This is a genomic window from Streptomyces sp. NPDC013187 (assembly GCF_042899705.1).
In the GTDB taxonomy this organism is placed as follows: domain Bacteria; phylum Actinomycetota; class Actinomycetes; order Streptomycetales; family Streptomycetaceae; genus Streptomyces; species Streptomyces hawaiiensis_A.
In genome coordinates this window covers 256,337-267,015 of sequence record NZ_JBIBAF010000001.1, presented here as the reverse complement: position 1 = coordinate 267,015, position 10,679 = coordinate 256,337, and the positions used below count along the sequence as shown (strand labels likewise).

Here is a 10,679-nt window from a genome sequence, read left to right as displayed (position 1 = left end):
GGGAGAGCCGGGCCGCCGCTGAGGGCGGTCACCCGGCCGCCCACGGGGACCTACGGCAGCCGCCCGGGAAGCCCTGGAAGCTGCGGTCTCCTCAGGCAGTCCGGAACCGGTTCGTGGCCGCCACGACGGCCGCCGTGGAGGAGGTCCCCGACAGGCCGTGTCCCTCGTCGCCGATCAGGACGAGCTCGGCGTCCGGCCACACCTGGGCCAGCCGCCACGCGACGTCCACGGGACCGCTGATGTCCATCCGGCCGTGGATCATCACGCCCGGGATGCCGGCCAGTTTCCCGGCGTCGCGCAGCAGCGCCCCGTCCTCCAGGAACGCGGCGTGCCGCCAGTAGTGCGTGACGAGGCGGGCGAAGCGCATGCGGAAGCGCGGATCGTCGTAGCGGGGGTCGGGCCGGTGCCCGGGCACGGTGGAGACGTGCACGTCCTCCCACCGGCACCACTCCCGCGCGGCCCGCTCCCGCACGGCCGGATCGGGGTCGGCGAGCATCCGGGCGTAGGCATCGGCCAGATTCCCCTCCCGCTCCGCCTCCGGTACGGCGTCCCGGAAGCGGGCCCACTCCTCGGGGAAGATCCGCCCCATGTCCCGGGTGACCCACTCCACCTCGCGGCGCGTGGTGCTGGTGACGCTGAAGAGGACCAGCTCGGACACGGACCCCGGGTGCCGCTCGGCGTAGGCCAGCGCGAGGGTCACGCCCCACGAGCCGCCGAGGACGAGCCACTCCTCGATGCCGAGGTGCTGTCGCAAGTGCTCGATGTCGGCGATCAGATGGTGCGTGGTGTTGGCGGCGAGCGAGGTCCGCGGATCGGCGGCGTCGGGCGTACTGCGCCCGCACCCGCGCTGGTCGAGGAGCACGATGCGGTACGCCGCCGGGTCGAACAGCCGACGCCAGAACGGCCCCGCCCCGGAGCCCGGCCCGCCGTGCAGCACGACAGCGGGCTTGCCCGCGGGGTTCCCGCAGACCTCCCAGTACACGCGGTCCCCGTCACCGACGTCGAGCATGCCGTGCGCGTACGGCTCGATGGCGGGCGGACAGGGCTCGGGCATGGGCATGCGTGACGTCCTCTCCTGACCTGCCGCGGATGACGTGGTTCAGATGACGTGGTTCAGATGACGTGCCTCGGACGTACCCAGATATGACAGGGCTGTTAGATTATCAGCGTGAGGAATCAACCGGATCCGGCCGCCGTGGGGACGCTGCTCCGCCACGTCCTGGAGCTGCTCGACGGCGATGTGGCCGCGGTCTACGAGGAGCAGGGCATGGCCGAGTACCGGCCCCGCTTCTCCCCGGTCGTCCGAGCGCTCGTGGCGCAAGGATCGCTCTCCGTGCGCGACCTTGCCGAGGCCATCGGCGTCACGCACTCGGCGGCGAGCCAGACCGCGGCCCAGATGGCCCGTGCGGGCCTGGTCACCCACACCCCCGATCCGCTGGACGCCCGCCGCCGACTGGTCGGCCTCACGGCCGAGGCCCGGTCGCTGTTGCCGCGGATCGAGGCGGAGTGGGAGGCGACGGCCGCGGCGATGGCGGAGCTGGACGCGGAACTGTCCATGCCGCTGGGGGAGTTGCTGGCAGAGGTCGCGCAGGCGGTGGAGCGGCGGCCGTTCCGGGAACGGGTGGCGGCGGCTCGCCTGACCGGGTGACCGGGGCAGGAACGGACCGCCTGCTGCGGCCGGGAGAGGCCGGCAGGGGCCAGACGTGATCGTTCTGCGCGAGTACCCACCTTTTTGTGGGGACTTGGCAGTGCGCCGGCGTTGCGCGAACCTGGTGGTGGGCGGCCGGTGAAGCACAGGATCCGGAAGGGACGGAGGTGGCACCCGCCTCAGGAGGCCGGCCGGGCGGCCTCGGCCAGATTCTCCAGGTGCCGGTGGCCCCAGTCGGACAACGGCGCCAGCGCCTCGGAGAGTTCACGGCCGAACGCGGTCAGGGAGTAGACCGTCTTCGGCGGCAGCACGTCGTACACCTCCCGGTGCACCAGCCCGTCCGCGGCCATCTCGCGCAAGGCCTCGGTCAGCACCTTCTCGGACAGGCCCGGCAGCTTCCGGCGCAGCTCCGCCGGGCGGTGCGGGCCCGATTCCAGCAGCCAGAGCAGGGCCGTCTTCCACTTGCCGTCGACCACCGCGATCGCGGCGGTCACCCCGCACACGTCCGGATCCTGCCGCCGACGCGTCATGTCCGCCCCTTTTCTTCTGCATTGTCATTGGCATGCAGGGCAACTTTCCTGCCCAACGGAGGAGTTCACGATGACTTCGTACAGCGCTTCCACCGCCCCGGCGCATTCCGCCCGGCGGCCCGCCGGCGACCGGGTCACCACGGTCACCGTCCTCGGTCTCGGCCCGATGGGCCGTGCCCTGGCCGGCGCGCTCGTCGACGCGGGCCTGCGCACCACCGTCTGGAACCGCACCCCGGGCCGGGACCGGGAGCTGCTCGACCGCGGTGCGGCGGGCGCGGCCTCCGCGGCGGAAGCGGTGGCGGCGAGCGAGGTGACCGTCGTCTGTGTGGTGAACTACGACGCCGCCGACGCCGTGCTGCGCCGGGACGGGGTCGCGGCGGCCCTCAAGGGCCGTACGGTCGTGAACCTGACCGCCGACACCCCGGCCCGGGCCCGCAGCACCGCCGACTGGGCCGCGGAGCACGGCGTCCGCTACATCGACGGCGCGATCATGACCCCGACGACCACCATCGGCACGCCCGACGCGGTGTTCCTGTACAGCGGTCCGGAGGACCTCTACGAGGAAGTCGCCTCCGTACGGCAGGCGTTGGGCGGTTCCCACACCCACCTCGGCGCGGATCCCGGCCGGGCCGCCGCCTACGACATCGCCCTGCTCGACATCTTCTGGACGGCGATGTCGGGCTACGCGCACGCTCTGGCGGTGGCCCGGGCCGAGGGCGTCACCGCTACCGAACTGGCCCCCTTCGCCCAGGGCATCGGCGCCATCCTCCCGCCGTTGTTCGGGGAGACCGCCGCGGACGCCGACGCCGGGACCTACTCCGGCGACGGCAACCCGCTCACCTCGGCCGCGTCGTCCATGTCCCACATCGTCCACGTCTCCGAATCGCACGGCATCGACGCCGGCGTCATGCGCGCGGCCGAGGGCATGGCCCGCCGCACCATCGGGCTGGGCCACGGGCAGGACGGCTTCCTCCGCATCGCGGAGGTCATCGGACGACGCTGACCGTAGCTCGGCGAGCACCGTGCGGCCGCCGAACGGCGCCTACGCCGGGCCGCCGGGCACGCCGAACGCCCGCCGGCACTGCGCGAGGAGCTCCCGCACCGCGGGGCTCCGCCCGCCGCGCCAGACCAGGGCGAGCAGCGCCGGTGTCCGGACGTCGTCGATGGTGCGGACGACGACCCGGTCGCCCCGGCCCGCGGCCATCGACTCGCTGAGGACGGCGACGCCGAGTCCGCGGGCCGCGAGGTCCACGACGGCGTCCGCGGCGCCGGCCTGCACCGCGATCCGGGGCCGCAGGTCCCGCGCGGCGCAGGCCCCGTCGAAGACGGTCCGCAGGCCGGTGCCCGGCGGCATGCACACGATCGGATGGGCGGCGACGTCCCGCAGCACGACCCGCCGCCGCGACGCCAGGGGGTGACCGTCCGCAACCACCACGACGAGCCGCTCGCTGATGATCGTCAGGGCCTCCAGCCCTTCGGGGGCCGCGGCCGTCCCGACGAGGGCCACGTCGACCGTGCCGAGGCGGACCGCCTCGACGAGCCGGTCCGAGTTGTCCTCCAGCAGGGAGATCTCCACTCCCGGATGGGCCCGGTGGAACGCGGCGAGGGCGTCGAACAGGGGCGTGACGGTGCAGCCGATGACCATCCCGACCACGAGCGTCCCCCGGATCAGGCCGGTCACCTCCCCCACCGCCTGGCCGACGGCCGCGGCCGCGGCGAGCGTCGCGCGTGCGTGGTCGAGCGCCGCCCTGCCCGCGTCGGTGAGCGTCACGGTGCGCGCGGTCCGGTCGAAGAGCTCGGCGCCGAGCTCCCGCTCCAACTGGCGGATTTGGGCGCTGACTCCGGACTGGCTGATGTGCACCCGCTCGGCGGCCCGGGTGAAATTCCGCTCCTCGGCGACCGCGACGAAGTACTCCAGCTGCCTCAGTTCCATGACTGCTGATTCTAGTTCCGATCAGATCCATCTGTTGGACTTCTGATCACCCGGGAGTGAGGCTGGAGGCACCGAGGAAGCCCGAGCTCAGGAGGACCCCGTGCCGGAGTACGCGAAGGCCATGCGCCCCGAGGACATCACCCGTCTGTTCGTCGAGCGCTCCAACGCCGGCGACGCGGCCGGAGTCGCCGCGCTGTACGCCGAGGACGCGGTCCTCGCCTACCCGCCCGGCCGGCGCACGGTGGGCCGCGAAGCGATCCGCACCCTCTGGGAGAAGGTCCTGGCCGACCGCCCGCACTTCGAACCCGAAGAGCCCCTGCCGACCCTGGTCCACGGCGACATCGCCCTCACCTCCACCCCGCCGAAGGACGGGGCGGGGGCCCGGGCGCAGGTGGTACGCATGCAGGCGGACGGAAGCTGGCTGCGGGTGCTGGACCGGCCGGAGTTCGCCCCGCCGGCCCGCTGACCCGAGACCGCGGAGGCAGGAACGACGGCGCCCCCGCCCGCCATCGGCATCCGATGACGGGCGGGGGCGCGGACAGAAGGCCGGGCGGGACGCGAAGCGCTAGCCGCCGGTCACCTCGGTGACCCTCCAGCGCTGGTTGGAGCCGGAGTTCGGCTGCCAGACGCCCACGGAGGCGCCGTCGTTCGTGGACTGGCCCCCGACGTCCGGGAGCTGGCCCGTCGCCGCGTTCACCAGCGTCCAGGTGCCGTCGCCGGTCGTGGACGCGATCCATTGCGCGGCGGCGTCGCGCCGGCCCGCGTCGGGTTCGGCGACCAGGGCGCCGTCACGGACGGCCAGGCGCTTGTCCGCGCCGGTCTCGGTGAGGACGTAGCGCTTGCGGTTGTCCTTGCCGCGGATCTGCTCCACCCGCCACTGCTGACCGCTGGGGTCGGTCGTGTTCGGGGTCTTGATGACCAGGCCCGTGCCGTTGCCGGCGATGGTCAGGTCCTTGCCGCTCTGGACGCCGGTCAGGCGGTAGGTGTGGCCCTTGCGCAGCTCGGCCGCGTCCTTCGCGATGCCCGAGACGCCCTTGACGAGGAAGGACGTCACCGACTGCGCGGGCACCGTGAGGGTGGCCTGCTTGCCGGTCACGCGGACGGGCTTCTGCTTCTCCAGCTTGCCGTCGGCGCTGGTCACCACCGGGGTGACCGTGGCGCGGGAGGAGACCCGGCCGAACTTCGACAGGTCGAGCGTGACGTCGTGAGCCTCGGTGGCGCTGTTGACGTGGACGACTGTCGCCGCGTCGCCCTTGCGGGAGACCGCCGCGGTGCTGGACGTGTCGTTCGTCTTGATCAGCCGGTCGCCGGGCTTGATGAAGTGCGTGAAGTTGCGGGCCGTGTCGAACTTGGTGTTGGTGTAGATCGGGCAGGACTTCAGGGTGTCCTTCGAGGTGCAGCTGAACGGGAGCTGGATCTCGCCCCAGTTGCCGCCCTTGGCGGACTCGCCGCCCGGCTTCATGTTGTCGTAGTCCTCGACGGGCTGCCAGAACACCCAGGCCTTGGGCTCCAGTTCCCGCAGGTCGTCCACCATGCGCTGGGCGAGGCCCAGGCCGGGCCGCATGTCGGTGAAGCTCTGGCCGTCGCCCCAGTCGCCCTCGACCTCGCTCATCCACAGCGGCTTGTCGGCGGCCTTGGCCAGGTCGCGGACGGTGGTGCGCTGGCCGGTGCCGTAGGTGTGGACGTTCATCTGGGCGACGAGGTCGCGGACCTCCTGGGGGTAGGAGTTCCAGTTCGTCGCGAAGGTGCCGGGGTTGGTCTCGTCCATCGCGGATATCTCCGCGTGCGAACGGGACTTCTCCAGGACCGGGGCCAGCGCGCGGAGCACCTTCTGCTGGAGCTCGGGGCCGATGTGGGCGCCCTCCTGGCGTCCGCCGGTCGGTTCGCCGTCCGGGCCGAGCTTGGTGCCCCAGTAGTTGGTGTTCGGCTCGTTGAACGGGTCGAGCGTGTCGACCTTGATGCCGTGCGCCTTCTCGAGACGCTCGGTCGCGCCGACCAGGTACTTGGCGAAGTCGTCGACCGACCCCGGCTTCAGCTGGTCCTTGCCCGCGTCGAAGTTCCCGGAGACGTAGCCGCTCTCGGTCATGAACCAGGGCGGGGAGTTGCTGAAGGTCTCCCAGTGGGTGATGTCCTTCTTGATGCGGTCGACCCACCAGCGCTGCGTCTTGTCGGCGTTCTTGTTCCAGTCCGCGGGGTCGTCCGCGTCCCACCAGTCGACGTCCTCGCGGGTGGTGCCCGCCGGGGCCTTCCACCAGCCCTCGACGGCGCCGCCGGCCCGCAGGTAGTCCTTGACGTCGGGGGCGTTGCCGCCGCCGATGTTGTAGCGGGCGATGTTCAGGTTGAGACCGTCGTCGCCGAAGAGGAGCTTGTAGAGCTTCTCGCGGACGGCGGGCGGGTAGTCGCCGGTGGCGTTCGCGAACCAGACCAGGCTCGTGCCCCAGCCCTCGAACTCGTCCCCCGCGTAGGAGGGGTCGGGCCGGACGGTGACGCCGGCAGCGGCGGCCTGAGCCGGCTCGGCGTGCGCGGCGGGCAGGGTCGTCGTGGCCAGGAGGGTTCCGGTCGCCACGGCGGTGACGCCGATGGCCCCTAGGAGCCTTCTCTTACGGGTGCGGTGTGCCATCTCGAGTACTCCAGCTCATGCGACCGGTGCGGGCTTCTGGTGCGGTTCGGCGCTTTCTCGTACGGTTTCGACTAGGCAATGTTTACGTAAACATCCACTGGCGGGATGTCTACACTGTCCGAATCTCAGGGGTCAAGGACTCGTTCCGGACCGAAAATTGCGCCAGGTGCGCGGCGAGGGGAACGAGGGGCAGGTGGGCACCGTGGGCGGGGAGAGCGAACCAGGGGGCGCGAGCCGTACGAGAAGACGTGCGGCCCGGCCCCGCCAGGGCGCGTCCATGGCGGACGTCGCCCAGCTCGCCGGGGTCTCCTCCCAGACCGTCTCCCGCGTCTCGAACGGCTTCCCGGGCGTCACCGAGGACACTCGCGCGCAGGTCCTGGCCGCCATGCGGGAGCTGGGCTACCGCCCCAACAGCGCGGCCCGGGCGCTGCGCCGGGGCGAGTTCCGCACCCTCGGCGTGATCACCTTCTCCCTGTCCACGATGGGCAACATCCGCACCCTGGAGGCCATCGCCACCTCCGCCGCCGAGCACGGGTACGCCGTCACCCTGCTGCCGGTGGCCGTCCCGACCCAGGACGAGGTGAACGGCGCCTTCTCCCGGCTGGGCGAGCTCGCCGTGGACGCCGTCATCGTCATCATGGAGATCCATCTGCTCGACGCGGCAACGGTGTCCCTGCCGCCCGGTGTGCAGGTCGTGGTGGCCGATTCCGACGCCGGCGACCGCTACACCGTCGTCGACACCGACCAGGCGGGCGGTGCCCGGGACGCCGTACGGCACCTGCTGGACCTCGGTCACGACACGGTGTGGCATCTGGCCGGTCCCGAGGGCTCCTTCGCCGCCCAGCGCCGCGCCAACGCCTGGCGCACCACCCTCACCGGGGCGGGCCGCACCCCGCCGCCCCTGGTCCGCGGCGACTGGTCGGCCGCCTCCGGCTTCCGGGCGGGCCTGCTCCTCGCCGACGAGCCGGAGTGCACGGCGGTCTTCGCCGCCAACGACCAGATGGCCCTGGGCCTGCTCCGCGCCCTGCACGAACGCGGCCGCCGCGTCCCCGACGACATCAGCGTCGTCGGGTTCGACGACATCCCCGAGTCCGCGGACTTCCTCCCGCCGCTCACCACGATCCACCAGGACTTCGCCGAGGTGGGGCGGCTGTGCGTGGAGGGGGTGCTCAGCAAGATGCGGCAGGACGGGGTGGAGCACGGGACGACGACGCTGGTGCCGACGCGGCTGGTGCGACGGGCGAGTACGGCGGCGCCGCGGCCCGGGCGGTGAGGCGGCGACACGCCCTCGGCAGACCAGGCGCCGCGGCGCGTCCCCACTCAGAAGGCGTGGCATCCGGGGCGGGGTCTGATGACCGCGGGTATGGCCTCGTGTGGCCGAGGGAGGCAGGGGGGCCGGTCGGTCACTCCCCGTGTCCCGCCCCGTCGGCGGACGGCGGCACCGGGGCGGGTGATCGCGGCGGGCGGCGGCGCCATCGTCGCCACCGCCTCCGAGGCGTCGCTGCGCGGCAGCGCCGCGGGCAGCGGCGTGCACGGTCTCCAAGCGAAGCAGGGTCCGGCTCCGCCGTGCGCGGCGAGGCCCTGTTCACCGTGGACGTCGAGCACCGCAGGCTGTGGTCGGTGTCCCTGACCACGGGCGAGCGCCGCGTCGAGGCCGAGGACCTGCGGTCGGGCTCCCCCGGGCGTCGAACGCCGCCCCGACCCGGCCCTCTTCGCCCACGGCGTCCCCGGCGGCCTGGTCCCGCGCTTCGCCGGCCTCGTCGCGGCCCCGGACGGCTCCCTGCTCCTGTCGTCGAAGGGGGAGGGCACGGTGCCGCGGCCGGTGCCGAGCCCGTAGGGCCCGGCGGCCGGTTCAGCGGCGGCGGCCCCGGGACGGCCTGCTCCGCCGTCCGTTCGGCGCGGAACCCGTGCGCGCGGGGGGCTTCTCGGTGGCCGGCGGGGCGAGGACCACGGGCACGCCCGAGGGCTCCTGCGCCCCGGTGATACGGCCCAGTTCGGCCTCGTCCGAGCGGACCCGGGTGATCTGCGGGGTGATCCCGGCGTCGGCCATCAGCCGGGTCATCTCGCGCCGCTGGTGCGGCAGGACCAGCGTGACGACGGTGCCGGACTCCCCGGCCCGGGCGGTGCGCCCGCCGCGGTGCAGGTAGTCCTTGTGGTCGCCGGGCGGGTCCACGTTGACGACGAGGTCCAGGTTGTCGACGTGGATACCGCGGGCGGCGACGTTGGTCGCCACCAGGACCGAGACCTGGCCGTCCTTGAAACGGGCCAGGGTCCGGGTCCGCTGGGACTGGGACTTCCCGCCGTGCAGCGCCATCGCGCGCACGCCCACGGCCAGCAGCTTCTTGGCCAGCCGGTCGGCGGCGTGCTTGGTGTCCAGGAACATGATCACGCGCCCGTCGCGGGCGGCGATCCGCGTCGTGGTGGCGTGCTTGTCGTCGTCCTCCACGTGGAGCAGGTGGTGCTCCATGGTGGTGACGGCGCCCGCGGAGGGGTCGACGGAGTGCACCACCGGGTCGTGCAGGTAGGTGCGGACCAGCCGGTCGACGTTGCGGTCCAGGGTGGCCGAGAAGAGCATCCGCTGCCCGCCGGGGCGCACCTGGTCGAGCAGGGCGGTGACCTGCGGCATGAAGCCCATGTCGGTCATCTGGTCGGCCTCGTCGAGGACGGTGATGTCCACGTGGTCCAGCCGGCAGTCCCCTCGGTCTATGAGGTCCTTGAGGCGTCCGGGCGTGGCGACGACGACCTCGGCGCCGCTGCGCAGCGCGTTCGCCTGCCTGCCGATCGGCATGCCGCCGACCACCGTGGCGAGCCGCAGCCGCAGCGCGCGGGCGTACGGGGTGAGGGCGTCGGTGACCTGCTGGGCCAGCTCGCGGGTGGGCACGAGGACCAGGGCGAGCGGCTGCCGGGCCTCGGCCCGCCGCCCGTCGACGCGGGCCAGCAGGGCGAGCCCGAAGGCGAGCGTCTTGCCGGAGCCGGTGCGGCCGCGGCCCAGGACGTCCCGGCCGGCCACGGAGTTCGGCAGGGTCGCCGCCTGGATCGGGAACGGCGCGGTCAGCCCCTCGGCGCGCAGCGCGGCGAGCAGCCGCTCGGGCAGATCGAGGTCCTCGAACGCCTCGACGGCGGGCAGCGCCGGGGTGATGGTGGCGGGCGGTGCGAACTCCTGGCTGGGGGCGGGGCGGCGCCCGCCGCGGCCGCCCCCGGACGGACGGGAGGCGGCGCCTTGGCCGCCCGCCTTCCGGGACCGGGACCCGTTGCCGCGGGAGTGGGGAGAGCCGTTGTTCCTGCGAGCCGTACGGTCCATGGGGAACCTTCCTCGATGCGGCACGCGTCGAGGAATGCGCGGCGGCACCGAAGCGCCGCAGGATTCGCAAGAGTTGAGCCGGATTAGACCAAAACGAGCCGAGGCCCGCACCGCGAGGGTGCGGGCCCCGGTCAGGGCATGCGCGTACGCGTCAGGCGGGAACGATGTTCTCGGCCTGCGGGCCCTTCTGGCCCTGCGTGACGTCGAAGGTGACCTTCTGGCCTTCCTGGAGCTCACGGAAGCCAGAGGTGGCGATGTTCGAGTAGTGGGCGAAGACGTCCGGGCCGCCACCCTCCTGCTCGATGAAGCCGAAGCCCTTTTCCGAGTTGAACCACTTCACGGTGCCGGTAGCCATATGAATCTCCCTTGAGGGCAGTACTCAGGGCCCGCACCTTGCGGACCCGTAGTCGCCGAAATGATCACCCTAAGGAGATCCGAGAATCCTCGGACACAAAAAAGAGTGCTCGTCGACAAAAGGTCGAAAGAGCACTCGAAGTCTCTGGGAACCAAAACTGCAACGCGAACCAACGTAGCACAGGCCGGGCCGGATGGCTCGGGAATCTCGTACCCGGGGTGGAGTGACCCGCCCGTTCGTACTGCGTTTCGAGTACCGGTAATTGTCGGCAGGCGCACGACGACGGGACGAC

At 72.5% G+C, this 10,679-nt stretch carries 10 protein-coding genes; 4 read left to right on the top strand and 6 right to left on the bottom strand.

Features of this window, described 5'->3' with window-relative positions; all coding sequences use genetic code 11:
* Positions 1 to 91 precede the first annotated feature (91 nt).
* Entirely contained in the window at positions 92 to 1,054 is a 963-nt protein-coding gene (pip, locus tag ACFY5B_RS01270) for a prolyl aminopeptidase (protein ID WP_389963664.1), read from the bottom strand.
* Between the two features lie 114 nt (positions 1,055 to 1,168).
* On the opposite strand from pip, the gene ACFY5B_RS01265 reads away from it, so the two are divergent.
* The gene (locus ACFY5B_RS01265) at positions 1,169 to 1,648 is read left to right on the top strand and encodes a MarR family winged helix-turn-helix transcriptional regulator (protein WP_389962786.1); all 480 of its coding nucleotides are present in this window, start codon (positions 1,169 to 1,171) and stop codon (positions 1,646 to 1,648) included.
* A gap of 179 nt (positions 1,649 to 1,827) precedes the next feature.
* Here the strand turns inward: ACFY5B_RS01265 and ACFY5B_RS01260 are convergent, their stop codons facing one another.
* Positions 1,828 to 2,178, bottom strand: coding sequence for a helix-turn-helix domain-containing protein (locus ACFY5B_RS01260; protein ID WP_107456349.1), 351 nt, complete (start codon positions 2,176 to 2,178; stop codon positions 1,828 to 1,830).
* A gap of 70 nt (positions 2,179 to 2,248) precedes the next feature.
* Here ACFY5B_RS01260 and ACFY5B_RS01255 point away from each other — a divergent pair, with 70 nt between their 5' ends.
* On the top strand, positions 2,249 to 3,181 hold the full coding sequence (locus ACFY5B_RS01255) for an NAD(P)-dependent oxidoreductase (RefSeq protein WP_389962783.1): 933 nt from the start codon (positions 2,249 to 2,251) through the stop codon (positions 3,179 to 3,181).
* A gap of 39 nt (positions 3,182 to 3,220) precedes the next feature.
* On the opposite strand, the gene ACFY5B_RS01250 is transcribed toward ACFY5B_RS01255, so the two are convergent.
* Positions 3,221 to 4,111 carry a LysR family transcriptional regulator gene (locus ACFY5B_RS01250; protein WP_389962780.1) on the bottom strand — a complete coding sequence of 297 codons (891 nt, stop codon included), beginning with the start codon at positions 4,109 to 4,111 and terminating at the stop codon, positions 3,221 to 3,223.
* Between the two features lie 100 nt (positions 4,112 to 4,211).
* Between ACFY5B_RS01250 and ACFY5B_RS01245 the strand changes: the two genes are divergently transcribed.
* Positions 4,212 to 4,577 (top strand): YybH family protein, encoded by a 366-nt coding sequence (locus ACFY5B_RS01245; RefSeq protein ID WP_389962777.1) that lies wholly within the window; start codon positions 4,212 to 4,214, stop codon positions 4,575 to 4,577.
* A 99-nt stretch (positions 4,578 to 4,676) separates the two neighbouring features.
* Here ACFY5B_RS01245 and ACFY5B_RS01240 read toward each other — a convergent pair whose 3' ends face one another.
* The gene (locus ACFY5B_RS01240; protein ID WP_389962774.1) at positions 4,677 to 6,731 is read right to left on the bottom strand and encodes a glycoside hydrolase; all 2,055 of its coding nucleotides are present in this window, start codon (positions 6,729 to 6,731) and stop codon (positions 4,677 to 4,679) included.
* A gap of 277 nt (positions 6,732 to 7,008) precedes the next feature.
* On the opposite strand from ACFY5B_RS01240, the gene ACFY5B_RS01235 reads away from it, so the two are divergent.
* Positions 7,009 to 8,004: a LacI family DNA-binding transcriptional regulator gene (locus tag ACFY5B_RS01235; RefSeq protein ID WP_389963661.1), complete on the top strand. Its 996-nt coding sequence runs from the start codon at positions 7,009 to 7,011 to the stop codon at positions 8,002 to 8,004.
* Between the two features lie 579 nt (positions 8,005 to 8,583).
* On the opposite strand, the gene ACFY5B_RS01230 is transcribed toward ACFY5B_RS01235, so the two are convergent.
* Both ACFY5B_RS01230 and ACFY5B_RS01225 read right to left on the bottom strand, forming a co-directional pair.
* A complete protein-coding gene (locus ACFY5B_RS01230; RefSeq protein WP_389962772.1) occupies positions 8,584 to 10,032 on the bottom strand; it encodes a DEAD/DEAH box helicase in 1,449 nt (482 codons plus the stop codon).
* Positions 10,033 to 10,183: 151 nt separating this feature from the next.
* Positions 10,184 to 10,387: a cold-shock protein gene (locus ACFY5B_RS01225; RefSeq protein ID WP_003991681.1), complete on the bottom strand. Its 204-nt coding sequence runs from the start codon at positions 10,385 to 10,387 to the stop codon at positions 10,184 to 10,186.
* Positions 10,388 to 10,679 lie beyond the last annotated feature (292 nt).

What these genes read in the sequence shown, in the direction of transcription:
- pip (WP_389963664.1), bottom strand. Translation starts at nt 1,054, where the DNA reads ATGCCCGAGCCCTGTCCGCCCGCCATCGAGCCGTACGCGCACGGCATG.
- ACFY5B_RS01260 (WP_107456349.1), bottom strand. Translation starts at nt 2,178, where the DNA reads ATGACGCGTCGGCGGCAGGATCCGGACGTGTGCGGGGTGACCGCCGCG.
- ACFY5B_RS01255 (WP_389962783.1), top strand. Translation starts at nt 2,249, where the DNA reads ATGACTTCGTACAGCGCTTCCACCGCCCCGGCGCATTCCGCCCGGCGG.
- ACFY5B_RS01250 (WP_389962780.1), bottom strand. Translation starts at nt 4,111, where the DNA reads ATGGAACTGAGGCAGCTGGAGTACTTCGTCGCGGTCGCCGAGGAGCGG.
- ACFY5B_RS01240 (WP_389962774.1), bottom strand. Translation starts at nt 6,731, where the DNA reads ATGGCACACCGCACCCGTAAGAGAAGGCTCCTAGGGGCCATCGGCGTC.
- ACFY5B_RS01235 (WP_389963661.1), top strand. Translation starts at nt 7,009, where the DNA reads ATGGCGGACGTCGCCCAGCTCGCCGGGGTCTCCTCCCAGACCGTCTCC.
- ACFY5B_RS01230 (WP_389962772.1), bottom strand. Translation starts at nt 10,032, where the DNA reads ATGGACCGTACGGCTCGCAGGAACAACGGCTCTCCCCACTCCCGCGGC.
- ACFY5B_RS01225 (WP_003991681.1), bottom strand. Translation starts at nt 10,387, where the DNA reads ATGGCTACCGGCACCGTGAAGTGGTTCAACTCGGAAAAGGGCTTCGGC.